14 protein-coding genes are annotated in these 14,004 nt (G+C 64.8%); 5 read left to right on the top strand and 9 right to left on the bottom strand.

Annotated features, from left to right (window positions below; translation table 11 throughout):
* The first annotated feature begins 30 nt into the window (after nt 1-30).
* Nucleotides 31-564 (top strand): DUF3558 domain-containing protein, encoded by a 534-nt coding sequence (locus ACFWO3_RS17880; RefSeq protein WP_378580177.1) that lies wholly within the window; start codon nt 31-33, stop codon nt 562-564.
* A gap of 45 nt (nt 565-609) precedes the next feature.
* Nucleotides 610-975 carry a hypothetical protein gene (locus ACFWO3_RS17875; RefSeq protein WP_378580171.1) on the top strand — a complete coding sequence of 122 codons (366 nt, stop codon included), beginning with the start codon at nt 610-612 and terminating at the stop codon, nt 973-975.
* Here the strand turns inward: ACFWO3_RS17875 and ACFWO3_RS17870 are convergent.
* Both ACFWO3_RS17870 and ACFWO3_RS17865 read right to left on the bottom strand, forming a co-directional pair.
* Nucleotides 956-1,261: a hypothetical protein gene (locus ACFWO3_RS17870; RefSeq protein WP_378580169.1), complete on the bottom strand. Its 306-nt coding sequence runs from the start codon at nt 1,259-1,261 to the stop codon at nt 956-958. The two genes, ACFWO3_RS17875 and ACFWO3_RS17870, sit on opposite strands and share 20 nt — an antisense overlap.
* 15 nt (nt 1,262-1,276) lie before the next feature.
* A complete protein-coding gene (locus ACFWO3_RS17865) occupies nt 1,277-1,633 on the bottom strand; it encodes a response regulator transcription factor (RefSeq protein WP_378580167.1) in 357 nt (118 codons plus the stop codon).
* A gap of 335 nt (nt 1,634-1,968) precedes the next feature.
* Here ACFWO3_RS17865 and ACFWO3_RS17860 point away from each other — a divergent pair, with 335 nt between their 5' ends.
* Entirely contained in the window at nt 1,969-2,553 is a 585-nt protein-coding gene (locus tag ACFWO3_RS17860; protein ID WP_378580165.1) for a hypothetical protein, read from the top strand.
* 320 nt (nt 2,554-2,873) lie between these two features.
* Here ACFWO3_RS17860 and ACFWO3_RS17855 read toward each other — a convergent pair whose 3' ends face one another.
* The 4 genes from ACFWO3_RS17855 to ACFWO3_RS17840 are packed head-to-tail and all read right to left on the bottom strand — an operon-like array spanning nt 2,874 to nt 7,553.
* Nucleotides 2,874-3,113 carry a hypothetical protein gene (locus tag ACFWO3_RS17855; RefSeq protein ID WP_378580163.1) on the bottom strand — a complete coding sequence of 80 codons (240 nt, stop codon included), beginning with the start codon at nt 3,111-3,113 and terminating at the stop codon, nt 2,874-2,876.
* Between the two features lie 13 nt (nt 3,114-3,126).
* Complete coding sequence (locus ACFWO3_RS17850; protein ID WP_378580161.1) at nt 3,127-4,842, bottom strand: ABC transporter ATP-binding protein; 1,716 nt, start codon at nt 4,840-4,842, stop codon at nt 3,127-3,129.
* The gene (locus ACFWO3_RS17845) at nt 4,839-6,617 is read right to left on the bottom strand and encodes an ABC transporter ATP-binding protein (RefSeq protein ID WP_378580159.1); all 1,779 of its coding nucleotides are present in this window, start codon (nt 6,615-6,617) and stop codon (nt 4,839-4,841) included. The genes ACFWO3_RS17850 and ACFWO3_RS17845 overlap by 4 nt, the downstream gene beginning before the upstream one ends.
* 3 nt (nt 6,618-6,620) lie before the next feature.
* A complete protein-coding gene (locus ACFWO3_RS17840) occupies nt 6,621-7,553 on the bottom strand; it encodes an alpha/beta hydrolase (protein ID WP_378580157.1) in 933 nt (310 codons plus the stop codon).
* A gap of 59 nt (nt 7,554-7,612) precedes the next feature.
* On the opposite strand from ACFWO3_RS17840, the gene ACFWO3_RS17835 reads away from it, so the two are divergent.
* Nucleotides 7,613-8,647: a helix-turn-helix domain-containing protein gene (locus ACFWO3_RS17835; RefSeq protein WP_378580155.1), complete on the top strand. Its 1,035-nt coding sequence runs from the start codon at nt 7,613-7,615 to the stop codon at nt 8,645-8,647.
* A gap of 10 nt (nt 8,648-8,657) precedes the next feature.
* Here the strand turns inward: ACFWO3_RS17835 and ACFWO3_RS17830 are convergent, their stop codons facing one another.
* Genes ACFWO3_RS17830 through ACFWO3_RS17820 form a run of 3 tightly spaced genes read right to left on the bottom strand, consistent with a single transcriptional unit; the run spans nt 8,658 to nt 11,041 of the window.
* Nucleotides 8,658-9,641 carry a bile acid:sodium symporter family protein gene (locus ACFWO3_RS17830; protein ID WP_378580153.1) on the bottom strand — a complete coding sequence of 328 codons (984 nt, stop codon included), beginning with the start codon at nt 9,639-9,641 and terminating at the stop codon, nt 8,658-8,660.
* 4 nt (nt 9,642-9,645) lie between these two features.
* Nucleotides 9,646-10,617, bottom strand: coding sequence for a DUF1648 domain-containing protein (locus ACFWO3_RS17825; RefSeq protein WP_378580151.1), 972 nt, complete (start codon nt 10,615-10,617; stop codon nt 9,646-9,648).
* A gap of 22 nt (nt 10,618-10,639) precedes the next feature.
* Nucleotides 10,640-11,041 (bottom strand): SdpI family protein, encoded by a 402-nt coding sequence (locus ACFWO3_RS17820; protein ID WP_378580149.1) that lies wholly within the window; start codon nt 11,039-11,041, stop codon nt 10,640-10,642.
* A gap of 104 nt (nt 11,042-11,145) precedes the next feature.
* On the opposite strand from ACFWO3_RS17820, the gene leuS reads away from it, so the two are divergent.
* Nucleotides 11,146-13,995 (top strand): leucine--tRNA ligase, encoded by a 2,850-nt coding sequence (leuS, locus tag ACFWO3_RS17815; protein WP_378580147.1) that lies wholly within the window; start codon nt 11,146-11,148, stop codon nt 13,993-13,995.
* Nucleotides 13,996-14,004: the final 9 nt, after the last annotated feature.

Here is a 14,004-nt window from a genome sequence, read left to right as displayed (position 1 = left end):
CGCCATTCGCGGTGATGAGAAGATGCGTGCATGACGGGGAAACGGGTGTGGGTCGGTGCTGCGGCACTGTGTGCAGTGGTGACGTTGGGTGTCGCGGGGTGCGGGGACGGCGAAAGCGACGAGACTCCGACAACACCTGAGGCAGCGCAGCCGTGGGATCCGTGCTCGTTGTCGGACGAGGCACTGCAGGCGGCGACGTTGGACCCGGCGACCGAAGGACCCGGTTTCGCTGCGGAGCCGCCAGGGTGGAAGACGTGCGGATGGAAGACCATCGACCAGATCGGGATCAAGATGAGTGCGACGGCAACGGTTCCGGTCGAGCAGTTCCGCAACGATCCTCGAAACTTTGACTTCCGTGACGTGACAGTTGGCGATCGGCCAGCGTTCACGTACGTCACCGAGATCGGAAAACCCGATGACTTTTGCCATTTGGTGGTGCCGTTCGAGAGTGGCGGGGTGCTGAACATGCAGGTGTCCCATTCGGTGTTCACCAAGGACCCCACGCCGATGTGCGAGTGGGCTGTGCAGGTCGGCACTGCCGTTGCCGATGAGCTGCCGCGCTGACGGACGCCTTTCACGTCTACGCTATCGGTAAGGGAGGTGCTCAAAGTGAGTAATGAAGTGTCCGGGGTGGATTCGCTGATGTCGCTCGCGGCGCAAGCAAAAGCTGGTGAGCTGGTGTTGGACGCTGATGTTGCGGTCGATTGCGCGAATGCATGCAAGGAAGCAATTGCGTCCCTCGAGGAATCCAAGAGCAGGATGGAAGGGCACACGGGTCTGCTTCCTCTCGGCAACTTCGACTGTGGAGACGACCTTGCGGTGATTCTCTCCGATACGACCAAGCAATACATCGCGCGCCTGGACGAGCACATCACGTGCTTGAGGGCTATTCACGACATGGTGGGTGCGCAGGTTGCCGAGTCGTTGACCACCGACGAGGAAACGGCAGCAGCGCTCAGTCGCATGAACGCCTGAACAGGCCACCAACACACCGTTTACGTCCCCGTGTGTGTCGCGGTGCGGTGGTATCAACGAAGTTGTGAACAGAGAATGCGCACGTTGCAGAGAATCCGAGGTTCTCGATCACTGCCACGGGACGCTGATCCTGCATACGGACGGTGCCGCCGAGTGCACCGACGAGCTGTGCATCCGTGGGACCGAGGCCCGCCACCAACTGGTTGTCGACTGCGCCGAACTCGTCGAGGGTTGCGGGTGCGTCGAGCAGTCGATCGAAAGGTACCGCCGCGTTTCCTGAGCGCACAGCCGCTGAGCTGGCTCAGCCGTCTTCGTCGCGTCGGAGATAGGCGAGCACTGCAAGGACTCGGCGGTTGGCATCGTCGGTGGGCGCCAGCACCAGTTTGGAGAAGATGTTCCCCACGTGCTTGCCGACCGCCGACTCGGTGATGAAGAGCAGTGCGGCGATGGCAGCATTGGAATGGTGTTCAGCAATCAAGCCCAGGACTTCGAGCTCACGCGGAGACAGTGACGACAGTGGGTCGCGACGGCGACGAGAGAGCTGCTGCACCACCGTTGGATCGATGACGGTGCCTCCGTTGGCGGTCTGACGCAGGGTCGAGGCGAAATCCTCGACGTCGACGACGCGGTCCTTCAAGAGCAAAGGGTTCGGCAACATCGTCTGGTTCTTCGTATACCCGGGCGCCTTCCTCCGACGCTCCCCCCTGCTGTACAGCGACACGATCGCCGGCCTTCGAGCGGACGTGGCCGCACAGCACCCAGGCGCGAACGACGAGATCTCGATCGGTCTCACGGCAGAGGAGAACGGGCTGGGCCACTTCATCTGGTCCGGCGCGGAATTCGGTTCGAACGTCGTCCTCGTGGGCGTGAGCATCTTCCTGTCCGGACGCGAAGTCGGCCACGGCACCGTCCGGCCCATCTGCAAGGAATGCGACGGTTCGTTCCGTCTGAACGCTGACGCCCGCCGAACGTGGCAATCCTTACGGCCGACTGATGCTCGGCGAGTTGCGTATTCAGCTCGGAGGCGTCTCACGCTGGTGGTGGCTCGGGCTTGCGGGCGTGACGGCCGTGTCGCTGGTCGTCCCCAGCGGGGGTACCGGCATCGTGCTGCTCGGGGTGTGGCTATGGCCCGTCCTGCTGTGGTCGAAACTGGGCACCCATGCTGTCGAGTACGGTGTCGCAGCCCTGACAGGTTCTGGTTCCTCGTTACGCCTGAGACTCGCAGCGGAGTCGAGCGTCGGTGCGATCATCACCACCCTGGCAGGGTCCGGACCACTCCTTCGAATGCTGACCGCGGCGGACGGTGCCGGGGTCGCGGCGTGGCTCGTTGCGGTGGCGTTCATCCCGTCGCTCGCACTTTTCCTCGGTTCGATCGGACGTAGCGAACGCGTGTTCCAAGCGGTCTATCTCGTCCTCTGGTACGCGGTGCTGAACGGCGTAACCGCGGCCGACTTCATGGGTGCGCGCCGCGGTAGTGGCGCCGACGTCGGCCCGTCCCCCGTCATCGATCTCGTGGTCGCCGTAATGCTCACGGCGGGAGCACTACTCGTTCAGGAGACCCGACATGCCCGTCGCTGACATCACTCCGCTGTTCCGCAGGAGCCGACAGGTCGGCATCTGTACGGCGACCGTATTCGTGGTAGCAGCTCTCTGCGGTTGTACGAGCTCGGAGCACCGAACCGACGTCTACTCCGAATCCAACACGACGCTGGTGCTGCAGTTCGACGATTCGGGTGCGAAGGAGATCGGCAGTACCACTGCCGATCTCGGTGTCCGGGTGACTGGTACGGACCATCCCGGTATCCGGGTGAATCGAACCTTCGAGTACACCGACGGAGACAAACCCGAAGAATCGGTTGTGGCTGTCTTCGCGAACTTGGTCGATTCCGCCCCTTCTGTCAGGAAAACAGCATCAGTTGCACAGGCGCACCGGGGACCGGAGTTCCCGGAAAATCGACCCAGCATTCCCAGTCACGCCAGCCGTTGACACGAACCTGAAAATCTCCCATATCAGCGCAATGTCGCACGGAGGCGTACCAGCCGCCGCTCTGTCCGGTTTGCGCGACAGCGGGGGACGCTGCCCCGAAGGCCCCACCCATCGCTGCCAGGGCGCACAATCCGAAAACTGCTCTACGCATAAAACTTTCCTCTCTACTCGCTTGCTACCGGTGACGTGGACACTGCCCAGAAATCGGCGTAGCGACCGCTCTCGAGGAGCAGTTCTTCATGGGTTCCGGATTCGACGATCCGCCCACGATCGAGGAAGACGACATGGTCGGCGTCTCGGACCGTCCTCATCCGGTGCGCGACCATGACCACGGTGCGACCGAGCATCAGACGGCGAATACCTTCGTGAACGGCGCGTTCGTTCACCGGGTCCAGTGCGGACGTCACTTCGTCCAACAACACGACGGGCGAGTCCTTCAACAATGCCCGCGCGATCGAAACACGTTGGCGTTCTCCGCCGGACAGCAAAGCTCCCCCTTCGCCGACGTTCGTCTGCCAGCCTCCCGGTAGTCGAGCGATCACATCGTCGAGTTGGGCGGCGCTCGCTGCAGCTCGTACCGCCGAACCGGGGGCGTCCGGATTCCCGAGTCGAACATTCTCCTCGATGGTGCCGTCGAACAGATAGACATTCTGAAACACCTGCGCTATCAGTGACGTCAGGGTGTCGACACGCGTCGCACGCACATCCACGCCGCCGAACCGGACCGAGCCGGAGTCCACGTCGTAGAACCGCGCAAGCAGATGCAGGAGAGTGCTCTTGCCGGCACCCGACGGGCCGACGATGGCGATACGTCGACCAGCCGGGACAGTCAGGGAAACATCGTCGATCACCGTGCGGTCGTCCTGACGGAAGGTAACCGATTCGAGAGACAAGTCGTGGTCGATCGGGACCGCGGGCTCGGCTGGCTCTGGGAGCGGTTCCGTGCGAAACACCGCGTCCAGCATCGCCAACTCGTGCCGCGCCGCCCTCAACTTTCCGGTGATCTCGGAGAGCGACAGCAACGGGTCGGTGCAGCGGGCGGTCAGGACGAGGATCGCCATCGTTTCAGCGGCGTCCAGGCTGCCGTGGAGCGCGAGGTGGGTGCCGAGGACAAGTAGTCCGGTGAAGGCGACCTGGACGACGAACGCCGAGCCCACCACGCCCGGGAGGGCAGACACCACCGAGCGCCTCGATGCTCGCTGCAGGTCGCGCAGCGAATCGTCCAGAAGTTCGAACCGTTCGGCGGTCCTCCCGCCGGTCCGCAGTACAGGTTGCGCCTGTAAGTATTCGATCGCCCGGCCGGTGGCCTCGTCCGTCCGCTCGGTGCGTTCCGTGTCCGCTGCTGCCTGATCACGAGCAGTCCATCGCAGGACCAGGGCAATTATCGGCGCCGCCACCAGAGCCGTGACGCCCATGCGCCAATCGACGAAGAGCATCACGACCACGATCGTCAACGGGGTGACGCACGCCGAGACGAACGGCGCGAGTAGATGCGCGGAGATGCTCATCGCCTGGAGGACTCCGCGGCTCGCGAGTCCGGAGACCTCACCGACACGTCCGGACGTGAACCATCCGACCGGAAGGCGGCCCAAGTGATCGCCGAAGCGGTGGTACATGCTCCGCAGGGCGGCGGCACCCACCCGAAATCCGGCAAGGTCGCTGCGATAGCGCAATACCGCGTAGGTCACGACAGCAACAGCGAATGCGTACAGCCACGGCCGAGCATCCGACGGATTGTCGCCGAACAACGCGGTCAGCAACGGCACCAGAAAGGCATAGGATGCACCCTCCGCGACCGCCGTCGCTGTCATCATCGCAACTGCCCTTCGCATCGGGTGAGCGTGTTCGTCACCCAACACCCGCAACATCATTCGGATCATCGGACGCCCTCCGCCGTGTCGTGGTCAGTCATCGTTCGCTGCCCTTCCCAGAACGCAGCGAATGCCCCGCCTCGTGCAAGAAGCTCTGCAGGCGTGCCTATTTCGGCGATCGAGCCCGTCTGCAGCATGACCACGCTGTCGGCATCGGCAATCGTTTCCGGGCGATGCGCAATGGTCAGTACCGTCCGATCGCCGCTCGCGCGGAGGTTCTGGCGCACAGCCGCCTCTGTCTGTGGGTCGGCGAAGGCGGTGGCCTCGTCGAGGACGAGAACAGGGGTATCGGCGAGGAATGCCCGTGCGAGCGACAGACGCTGTGACTCACCGCCGGACAGCCGAACCTCGTCGCCGACGATCGTGTCGTAACCTCGTGGCAGTTCCAGAATTCTCTGATGGATATTGGCTCTGCGGGCGGCCTGAACGATGTCCGTCATGTCGGCCCGGGGCACTGCCAGCGCGATGTTCTCGGCCACCGATGTCCGCAGCAATCGAACGTCCTGGAACACGAACGCGATGCTCCGGTAGAGGTCGTGCGGAGCGATCTCTCTCAGATCGACTCCGCCGAGAAGAATCGAGCCCCCAGTGGTGTCGTGGAAGCGTGGGAGAAGGGCCGCCAGCGTGGACTTTCCGCTTCCGGACGGACCGACTATCGCGGTGAGGGTTCCCGGCTCGAGTACCAGGTCGATGTCACGGAGAACCTCGTGGTCGTCCGTGTACCCGAACGTGACATTGCGGAACTCCACACGATGCCCATTGGGGACGAGGGGGTCCGCGGGATCGGGCAGCGCCTGGACGGACAACACGTCTCGGATCCTCCCGAGAGCACGACCGGCCGCTTGCAGGTCGTCGAAACCGTGACCGAGCGCCGCTACCGGGGCTGTGAGACCGAGTCCGAGGAGCAGAAACGGAAGCAGATCTGCTGGGTCCAGGCTGCCGTTGGTGACGAGGACTGCGCCGCCCGTGAGGATCGTCAAGAGGACGAACGGTGGTGACAACGCCAGCGACATGCCTGCCGCGACGCCTGAAACACCACGCACCCACTTTGTGAAGATGTCGACGAAATCGTCTACAGCAGCGATGAATCGGCTGTGCGCGCGCTGCGAGCCTCCAAAGGCCTTCACGACGGCAATGCCTTCCACGAACTCGACCACCGAGTTCGCGATCCGGCCCATCGCGCTGTCGAATGCAGTCTGCGCCCGCTGCTTTTCTGCCATCATCAACAGGGGAACCAACGACATGGCGAGTACTACCGGGATCAGCGTGACGAGGGTCAGGCGCCAATCCACGGTGAACAGGTAGACCAACGAGACAGCGGGCACCACGAACGCGGACACCAGTTCGCTCGGAGCATGGGCGATGAACGGGTGGACGGCCCCGACGTCTTCGCCCACCACTTTCGCAAGGTCGCCCGTACGCTTTTCGGAGAGCCAACCGATGGGAGCGCGGCCGAGGTGACGAGCCAATCGGCGGCGCAACGACAATTGCACACGGTCGTCCAGCAGATGTCCTGCACCCGAGGACGCCGCGGTGAACACCAAGCGCACCACCAGGCCGAGTGCGCCGAGAGTCACTACCGTCCACGCACGAGAAGAGTCGTACGGCTCGGCCGAGAGAAGAATCCGTCCGACCTCGACAACGGCGAGCAGCGGCGCGATACCGGCCAGCGCAGCGACGATCTGGAACACGATCACCATGGCAAATCCGGGGACGAAGGGTCGAGCCAGCGTGGTGACGGCGGTACGCCGGAATGCATCGTTGTTCGGTGAGTCGGCAGACATGGATCAGCCCGCCAGACCGCGTTGCAGCGCGCCGCCCAGTTCGGCGTTCTGCCGGCCCGAGATCTCTGCCGAGACGATGGCCTGTGAACCGTGGAAGGTGCCGGGCCACTGATGCAGTTCCACCGATACGCCTGCCGCGAGGAGGCGGACCGCATAGTCGATGTCCTCGTCCCGGTTGGGGCAGAACTCCGCCGTCGCGATGTAGGCAGGGGGCAACCCGGACAGGTCGGCCGCGCGTGCGGGGGCTGCGTACTGCGATGCGGGTGCGCCGCCGAGGTAGTGACTCCACGCCGCGGTGACCTTGTCTCGATTCATCCAGGGTGCGTCGGTGAAATTGCGGGCCGACCAGGTTTCCTGTCGGTCGTCGAGTCCGGGCTGGTTGAGTAGCTGAAATCGGATGGGTGGTCCCTGCTCGTCACGACTGCGGAGGGCGACGCCGGCAGCGAGCCCACCCCCCGCACTGTGGCCGCCTACCGCGATGCATTCGGGATCGACGCCGAGTTCCTCGGCATTGTCGGCAGTCCACTTCAATACCGTGTACGCGTCGTCGATGGCTGCGGGGAAGGGGTTCTCGGGTGCCAGCCGGTAGTCGACACACACGACTGTCGCGCCGGAGCTCGCCGCAATGCGGCTCGCCCACGGGTGCTCGCTGTCGAGGCCACCCATCACCCAACCGCCGCCGTGGAGCCACACGATCGCGCCGTGTGCGGCCTGCGGTCGATAGATGCGCACCGGGACGTCCGGGTTGCCAGGGACGGTGCGGTCCTCGATGTCCATACCAGTGGTGTCCACTGCGGGCGCACCGGCGGCGAACTCCGCAAGGTTCTTGCGTGCGGTGAGTGGGTCGGAGAGGTCGGCATTCGGAAACAGGGGCAGGAATGCTTCGAGTTCGGGGTTCATGTCCACCATCTTCGCGGCCCGTGTGATCTGGGTCATCCGCCATTCGTCGGTCGTTCCAGCTGCGGGACGCGACGATCGCCGCATACCCTCGAAACATGGAGGCACTGGTGGTGCGGCTCTCTCGGCTCGATCCGGAGGCCGAGGGGACTCTCCGCGTCGTGATGTTCTACGACACCCTGATGCGTCGGCGGGTGGACCTGCCGGCTTTGTCGCGAGCGTCGGCGGGTCTGGCGGACTGTGTAGTCGGAATCGCGTTGCACTCGACGGGCAAGGTGGTGCGCTTTTCGCCGGACGGAATCGAAGCCGCCGACTCCGAGGTGACGGCATCCTTGCGGGCGCCGGTCGTCCTCGACGACGAGGAGATCGGGTCCGTGTGGCTCGAACGTGCAGGTGAGACCGTCGCCCTCGACGAAGTGTTGCTCGACCGGTTGGCGATCGCATGTGCTGCAGTTGTCGAACGGTACGGGCCCGCTCACACGACGATGGCCGACCCGGCCCTCGTCGAACTGGCAATCAGCCCCGATACCGACGACGCGGCGAGGGATCGCGCCTTGCGGCTCCTCGGGTTCGCTCCCGGCGCCCCGATTCGAGTTGCTGCGGTCCGCTCGGAGATTCCGCTCGATCGAGTGAGTGCGGCCGTCTGTGCCGGTCGGCATGCGAAGGCGTCGTCGGTCGCGGGTGTGGGGGTCGTGCTGGTCTCCGCTCTTCGAGCGGACAGCTTCCCGGCGGGCGTGTGTGCCGGTATCGGTGCCGCCGACGGAATCGACTGCGCGTGGGCACAGGCGCGGACAGCCCTACGGTTCACCAGTACACGTGAGCCGGTTGTTCGTTACGAAGACCTGGGCGCGGTGGCGTTGCTGGCCCACGTTCCGTCCGAGGTGGTGGGCGCGAATGCCGACGTCACGGCGATGGCCGGACTCGTCGGTCGCCGCGAGGATCTGGAAACTCTCGACGCCTACTGCGCCACCGGCTCACTGCGTCGGTCCGCGGAAATTCTGCACCTGCACCACAGCAGCGTTGCGCGCCGAGTCGAGCAGCTGGGGCGCAGCCTCGGATTCGATCTCACCGATCCGGCGGGACTCGTGAGAGCTCAGCTGGGCCTCGCAGCGTGGCGGATGCTGGAATCCTGACCCGCGAAGGTCAGCTCGGTGCGCCGACGGGATGCTGCTTGGCAAACCGCTGCGCGAGGGCGGCGCACACGATGAGCTGGATCTGATGGAAGATCATCAGCGGCAACACGATCAGCCCGACCGGTTGTCCGGCGAACAGTACGGCTGCCATCGGCAGGCCGGTGGCCAGGCTCTTCTTCGAACCGCAGAACGTGATCACTATGCGGTCCGCGAGCGGAAATCCGAGTTTCCGGCCGGCGAACGTCGTGACGGCAAGGACGAATGCGAGCACGACGCAACACACGACGGTCGTCGCCACGATCTGCGAGGCAGATACTGCCGACCAGATGTGCTCCTTCGAACTCTCACTGAACGCAGAGAACACCACGAGCAGGATCGAGCCGCGATCGACGAGCTTGGTCGGCTCCGCGTGGCGCCCGAGCCAGTCGATCACGAACGGCCGAATCAACTGACCGACCAGGAACGGGACCAACAGCTGAAGGACGATGTCGACGATCGACGACGCGTCCACGACGGCTTCACCGGTTGTGTTCATCAGCAGGATGACGAGGAGCGGAGTCACGAACACTCCGACGAGATTCGAGAACGACGCGCTCACGATCGCGCCGGCGACATTGCCGCGGGCGATCGACGTGAACGCGATCGACGACTGGACAGTCGACGGCACGAGGCACATGTAGAGGATGCCGGTGTAGAGATCGTCGCTGACGATGCTCGGCGCAAGGAACCGCAGTGCGAGACCGATCAGCGGGAACAGCACGAACGTCGCGGCGAACACCACCATGTGAAGTCGCCAGTGTTTGATGCCGTCGAGTGCCTCGCGTGGCGAAAGTCGGGCGCCGTAGAGCAGGAACAGGAAACCGATCGCGATCTTCGTTGCCCAGTCGAGGGCCGTCTCCCACGTACCGGTGGCGGGAAACAGCCCACCGAGTACAGCGGCGACGACGATCCCCAGAATGAAGCCGTCGATATAGAACCGGTTGAGAAACTTCACGTGGCTAAGGGTAGGTCGCACGCTGGTCGGCGAGCGAATTGAGCACCCCGGCCATCTCCTCGGCTTTCGGGCTCGTGACAGTCAGTCGGTCGCCGCACGCGGTGGTGAGGATCAGGGCGGGGCCGGAGCGTGTGACCACACCGTAGTTGCGTGGCCCCTTGGTCTTGAGGCCCCAGCCGCCGAAGTCGTCGAACGGCTTGATTTCGTCGACCCGGACCCCTTCGACCTCGTCGATTCCGTAGGCGATCGACGTCATACCCATGTTGACGACCCGAATGCCCGAGCCGTCCACGATCACCCGGAAACGGAGAACGGCGAGAATCAGCAGCAGAATCGGGACGAAGACGGCCAGGATCCACCAGGTTCCGACGACGGTCGACAGCCACAGCGCAGGCGCGACGACGAGCAGGATCAGCACCCCGCTTCCGACCGCGCCGAAGCCCACGTCGTCGGTGACCGGTAGCTCGCTTGTAGGGCGTCGCGGGAGGTCGGGGTCGGGCCGCTTCGTCGCGGGAACGCGGACTCGATAATCGCGGAGAGCAGCCGCTCCTACGAGGCCGAGGGCCGTGCCGATCAGCATTCCCAGTCCCATCGCGGAGGTGGGTAGCTCTGTGTCGGCGCCAGATGTCTCGTCGAGTTGCACCGTGAGGAGGGTGACCTGGACCGTGACCGTCAGGCCGACGACTGTGAGGCCGATCAGCAACATGATCCGTCGGATCAACAGTTGGCCACCCGCCAGGGACGCGAAACTGCAGCACCCACCGCCGATCAGCAGAATCACGATCGCGAACGCCCATGCGCTCGACATCGGTGGAGCGAAACCATCGGGTGAAGTGGTGGTCCAGTGAGTGGCGATCTCCGCAGGGAGTCGAGGTTCCCAAATCTTGGTCAGGAGGGTGCCGCCGACGGCGGCGAGCGCCGGGAGGAGCAGGCCGAACAGCGCGCCCCCAGGGTCGACTATGCGGCGCGAACTCACCTCGGACGTTCGTGTCAGCCGATCAGGACGGCTGGCACGCATCCTTCAAACTGCAGGCGCCACATGAGCTGCCACAGCCGCCGGGCTCGGGGGCAGGCAGGGCTGCTGCGGTGCGGGCACCGAGGACGCCGCCGAGCGAGACCGTCACGATCGCGGCGACGACCGAGAATCCGACCGCCACGAACGCCAGTGCGCCGTCGAGAAGGGCGCCGGCCGCGCTACCGATGATCAGGAGTGCGCCCGAGGCCAGCATCGTGGGGGCGGCAACCTTGTTGGCCAGTGCAAACGTCTCGTCGTCACGCAGAGTCTCCGGGGTTCGGACGCCGGCCCAGCGGTTGCGCGGCAAGCGTTCGGTGAGGCCGGCGACGGCGACGCCGCCGAGCACGACGGCCAGCACGAGAAGCACCACGGAGACAATCAACACCCGCCCAGGATACGGCGCCGGGCCGGTGGCAGGTGAAACCGGGTGGCCGGACGCTCTACGCTGGTTGACGGTATTTCACGTCAGCCCAGTAGATAGTGACCACAGTGACCGACTCTGTTCAGCCCACCCAACCGTCCGAAGCGACCCCGCAGCACCGCTACACCGCGGAACTCGCCGGCCAGATCGAGCAGCGCTGGCAGGACCGCTGGAGCGAGGAGGGAACGTTCGACGCCCCCAACCCCGTCGGGCCGCTCGCGCCCGAGGGCGACGGGGTCGTCCCTGCGGACAAGCTGTTCGTTCAGGACATGTTCCCGTACCCGTCCGGGTCGGGTCTGCACGTGGGTCACCCGCTCGGCTACATCGCCACGGACGTGTTCGCCCGCTTCCACCGCATGCAGGGCCACAACGTCCTGCACACCCTCGGCTACGACGCATTCGGCCTGCCCGCCGAGCAGTACGCTGTGCAGACCGGCACGCACCCGCGCACCACCACCGAGTCGAACATCGCGAACATGAAGCGTCAGCTTCGGCGTCTGGGCCTGGGGCACGACGAGCGACGCAGCCTCGCGACCACCGACGTCGACTTCTACCACTGGACGCAGTGGATCTTCCTGCAGATCCACGGCGCCTGGTACGACAAGGATGCCGGCAAGGCCCGCCGCATCTCGGAGCTCGAGGCCGAACTCGATTCCGGTGAGCGGACGCTCGACGACGGCAGCGACTGGAACAGCCTGTCGGCGGCCGAGAAGTCGGCTGCGATCGACACCTACCGCCTGGTGTATCGGTCGGATTCGATGGTCAACTGGTGCCCCGGGCTGGGCACTGTGCTCGCCAACGAAGAAGTCACCGCCGACGGTCGCAGCGACCGCGGAAACTTCCCGGTGTTCCGTAAGCATCTGCAGCAGTGGATGATGCGCATCACCGCCTACTCGGACCGCCTCGTCGACGACCTCGACTACCTGGACTGGCCGGACAAGGTCAAGACCATGCAGCGCAACTGGATCGGTCGCTCGCACGGCGCGCAGGTCGCGTTCACCTCCGGTGAGCACGATATCGAGGTTTTCACCACCCGTCCGGACACGCTGTACGGCGCCACCTACGTGACGTTGGCACCCGAGCACCCGCTGGTCGACGTGCTGGTCGCTCAGGAGTGGCCGGAAGGGGTCGACGAGCGGTGGACCGGCGGTGCGGCAACGCCCGCGGAAGCCGTTGCTGCCTACCGCAAGTCGATTGCGGCGAAGACCGATCTCGAGCGCCAGGAGAACAAGGAGAAGACCGGTGTCTTCCTCGGCGCGTACGCCGTCAACCCGGTCAACGGACACCGTGTGCCCGTCTTCACCGCCGACTACGTGCTCACCGGTTACGGCACCGGCGCGATCATGGCTGTGCCGGCCCACGACCAGCGCGACTGGGAGTTCGCCACCACCTTCGGTCTCGACATCGTCGAGGTCATCTCCGGTGGCGACGTCACCGAAGCCGCGTTCACCGGCGACGGACCGCTCGTGAATTCCGGTCTGCTGGACGGTCTGTCCGTTGCGGACGCGAAGTCCACGATCACGGAGTACCTCGAGCAGAAGGGCACGGGCCGCGGCACTATCCAGTACAAACTGCGTGACTGGCTGTTCGCGCGTCAGCGGTACTGGGGCGAACCGTTCCCCATCGTGTACTCGGCCGACGGAACTGCTCGGGCGTTGCCCGAATCGCAGCTCCCGGTGGAGCTTCCCGAGGTCGAGGACTATGCGCCGGTGTCCTTCGATCCCGACGACGAGAACTCCGAGCCCTCACCGCCGCTCGCGAAGGCAACCGACTGGGTGAACGTCGAACTCGATCTCGGCGACGGCCTCCAGACGTACCGCCGCGACACCAACGTCATGCCGCAGTGGGCCGGTAGTTCGTGGTACCAGCTGCGCTACATCGATCCCACCAATCAGGACGTGTTCTGCGACAAGGAGAACGAAGCGTACTGGGTCGGTCCGCGCCCCGAGTTGCACGGCGCGAACGATCCGGGTGGCGTCGACCTGTACGTCGGTGGTGTCGAGCACGCCGTGCTGCACCTGCTGTACTCACGCTTCTGGCACAAGGTGTTGTTCGACCTCGGCTACGTCAGTTCGAGCGAACCGTACCGACGCCTCTACAACCAGGGCTACATCCAGGCGTACGCCTACACCGATGCGCGCGGCGTCTACGTTCCCGCCGACGAAGTGGAAGAACGCGACGGCAAGTTCTTCCACAACGGCGCCGAGGTCGCCCGCGAGTACGGAAAAATGGGCAAGTCGCTCAAGAACTCCGTCGCCCCCGACACCATCTGCGACGAGTACGGCGCCGACACCCTGCGTGTGTACGAGATGTCGATGGGTCCGTTGGACACTTCTCGCCCGTGGGCGACCAAGGATGTCGTGGGCGCGCAGCGGTTCCTCCAGCGGTTGTGGCGCGTCGTGATCGACGAGGAATCCGGTGCGCTACGTGTCACCGACGAGAAGCCGACCGAGGACACGCTGCGTGCTCTCAACAAGGCGATCGCCGGAGTGTCGGACGATTACAAGGGCCTGCGTGACAACACGGCTGCCGCGAAGTTGATCGAGTACACGAACCACCTGACCAAGGCGTACCCCGGTGGTGCTCCGCGTTCGACGGTCGAGCCGCTCGTGCTGATGGTTGCGCCGCTCGCGCCGCACCTGGCCGAGGAGCTGTGGTCCCGGCTCGGTCACGAGACATCGCTGGCGCACGGGCCCTTCCCCACTGCCGACGAGAAGTGGTTGGTGGAGGACACGGTCCAGTATCCGATTCAGGTCAACGGCAAGGTTCGTAGCCGGGTCACCGCGCCTGCGGACGCGTCGCGGGAGGACGTCGAGAAGATCGCCTTGGCGGACGAGAAGATCGTCGCGTTGCTGGACGGCGGCACGCCGCGCAAGGTGATCGTCGTCCCCGGAAAGATGATCAACATCGTTCGCTAAGGCGTAACC

It is taken from the genome of Rhodococcus sp. NPDC058521 (assembly GCF_042719695.1).
Taxonomy (GTDB): domain Bacteria; phylum Actinomycetota; class Actinomycetes; order Mycobacteriales; family Mycobacteriaceae; genus Rhodococcus_F.
The sequence above is the reverse complement of the archived record's forward strand: the minus strand, read 5'-3'. Positions and strand labels throughout refer to the sequence as shown.

Excerpts from the sequence above, each read along its gene's own strand:
- ACFWO3_RS17850 (WP_378580161.1), bottom strand. The coding sequence starts at position 4,842 with ATGATCCGAATGATGTTGCGGGTGTTGGGTGACGAACACGCTCACCCG.
- ACFWO3_RS17840 (WP_378580157.1), bottom strand. The coding sequence starts at position 7,553 with ATGACCCAGATCACACGGGCCGCGAAGATGGTGGACATGAACCCCGAA.
- ACFWO3_RS17860 (WP_378580165.1), top strand. The coding sequence starts at position 1,969 with ATGCTCGGCGAGTTGCGTATTCAGCTCGGAGGCGTCTCACGCTGGTGG.
- ACFWO3_RS17880 (WP_378580177.1), top strand. The coding sequence starts at position 31 with ATGACGGGGAAACGGGTGTGGGTCGGTGCTGCGGCACTGTGTGCAGTG.
- ACFWO3_RS17855 (WP_378580163.1), bottom strand. The coding sequence starts at position 3,113 with ATGCGTAGAGCAGTTTTCGGATTGTGCGCCCTGGCAGCGATGGGTGGG.
- ACFWO3_RS17845 (WP_378580159.1), bottom strand. The coding sequence starts at position 6,617 with ATGTCTGCCGACTCACCGAACAACGATGCATTCCGGCGTACCGCCGTC.
- ACFWO3_RS17865 (WP_378580167.1), bottom strand. The coding sequence starts at position 1,633 with ATGTTGCCGAACCCTTTGCTCTTGAAGGACCGCGTCGTCGACGTCGAG.
- ACFWO3_RS17835 (WP_378580155.1), top strand. The coding sequence starts at position 7,613 with ATGGAGGCACTGGTGGTGCGGCTCTCTCGGCTCGATCCGGAGGCCGAG.